The following is a 2,037-nucleotide window of genomic DNA, read 5'->3' as shown; positions in this document are numbered from 1 at the left end:
CCATAACCAAGGAAGGACTGACGGCAAGGCGTTAGCCTTGCCCGTACCTTCGGAGTAAGTGCATACTAGACGCATAAAAAGATCCCCACGCTCACACGTAGGGATCTTTAATAATGGTTAGTTGTTTAGAATGCTTAGTAAAAACGATTATTTAACGTTTTTTTTCATTATGTACATGAGCACTAACTGTATTTTGTACTCCATAAGATTTGTCTACAGCGACTAATACACTTTGCGGTACTACTTCACGTGGTAGAACTTGAGGTAATTTACCCTTTTTACGTAAATGATTATTTAAAAACGCACAAAGCTTTTGTAAATTCTCTTTATCTTCTGGAGTGATATCACGACGATCATTTATCGAATTTGGATCAATAATTGCACAAGTTTGAAGTGATAAACCACGTACTGCTAAGTAACGGTTCATGTGATCATTATTTGATGCTACATAAATACCTAGTTGTTCCATGTATTTTATATCTGAGCTTGCTACGATAGTTGAATCGTAAGTACGACCTTTATCTGTAGCAACATCCAGATATAACTGTCCTTCATCTTCCAACCAATCACTGTAATCCATATCTAGTCTTACATTATCTAGATCGCCTGGCTTGATAACATGTGGTGCGATATAAATATTATTGTAGTCTTCAAAAGTATCACCTGTATCAATACGGATAATACGATCATCTTTGAAAATACTATCGGTTAAATTTACATCTACTTTACCAGAGATATAGTTACCATCTTTTGCCGTTACGTTTGAATTATGTACATCTACAGTACCATTTGGCGAAACTATATATGATCTGTCACCAGCATCAGTAGTTGAATTTACTATAGATACTGACGAGTTACCGCTAATATTAACTGTACCAGTTAATGAAATTACTGTTGAATTCTCAACTCTGGTGTTGTTGCTATACATGTTTACACCTTGATTGCCAGAGATATTTGAATTCACTACAGTTAAGTTCTCTTTAGCAGTTAAGTTAATTGTACCATTTGCCGAAATATTCGTACCAGTAACGTTTACAGAACCATTTAGACTATCAACATTTACATCTTTTTCAGCTGTGATATTCGTACCGTTGTTTAGGTTAACACCTTGGTTACCGGTAATATTAATAGAACCATTGCTTGAATTCATATTCGAAGCATTTACATTTACGGTTCCATTCGTAGCATTAATATTAATGCCTTGGTTACCAGAGATGTTTGAATTATCAACAGTAACGTTTTCTTTAGCGGTTAAGTTAACTGTACCGTTTGCTGAGATATTCGTACCGGTTACGTTTACTGAACCATTTGGACTATCAACATTAACATCTTTATCAGCAACAATGTTCGTACCGTTATTTAAGTTAACACCTTGGTTACCGGTAATATTAATAGAACCATTGCTTGAATTCATATTCGAAACATTTACATTTACGGTTCCATTCGTAGCATTAATATTAATGCCTTGGTTACCAGAGATGTTTGAATTATCAACAGTAACCTTTTCTTTAGCGGTTAAGTTAACTGTACCGTTTGCTGAGATATTCGTACCGGTTACGTTTACTGAACCATTTGGACTATCAACATTAACATCTTTATCAGCAACAATGTTCGTACCGTTATTTAAGTTAACACCTTGGTTACCTGTAATATTAACAGAACCATTAGCAGAGTCGATAGTTGTTGCGTTAGCATTTACCGTACCATTTGTTGCATTAATAACTACTTCTTTACTACCAGAAATATTACTATTCGTTAAAGAAATATTCTCTTTTGCAGTTACGTTTACTACATCAGCTGTAACATTTGAACCTGTTGCAACTACTGAACCATTTGCTGAGTAAAGATTCGCTGTATTCGCAGTAATATTGGTACCGTTAGATAATACAACACCTTTATCCCCTGCGATATTCACTGCACCATTAGTTACATTTACTTTAGTTGCATTTAAAGAAACAGTATTGTTCGCTTGAATATTTGCTGCTGTATTTGCACTAATATTCGAGTTCGTTAAGCTTACGTTTTCTTTTGCACTTA

At 34.8% G+C, this 2,037-nt stretch carries 1 protein-coding gene; it reads right to left on the bottom strand.

Features of this window, described 5'->3' with window-relative positions:
• Nucleotides 1–151 precede the first annotated feature (151 nt).
• Nucleotides 152–2,037 (bottom strand): beta strand repeat-containing protein (locus tag CKF58_RS00660; protein ID WP_147397178.1); only part of this gene is annotated, 1,886 nt, incomplete at its 5' end.

The sequence above is a fragment of the Psittacicella hinzii genome (assembly GCF_003585935.1).
Classification (GTDB): domain Bacteria; phylum Pseudomonadota; class Gammaproteobacteria; order Enterobacterales; family Psittacicellaceae; genus Psittacicella; species Psittacicella hinzii.
The sequence above is the reverse complement of the archived record's forward strand: the minus strand, read 5'-3'. Positions and strand labels throughout refer to the sequence as shown.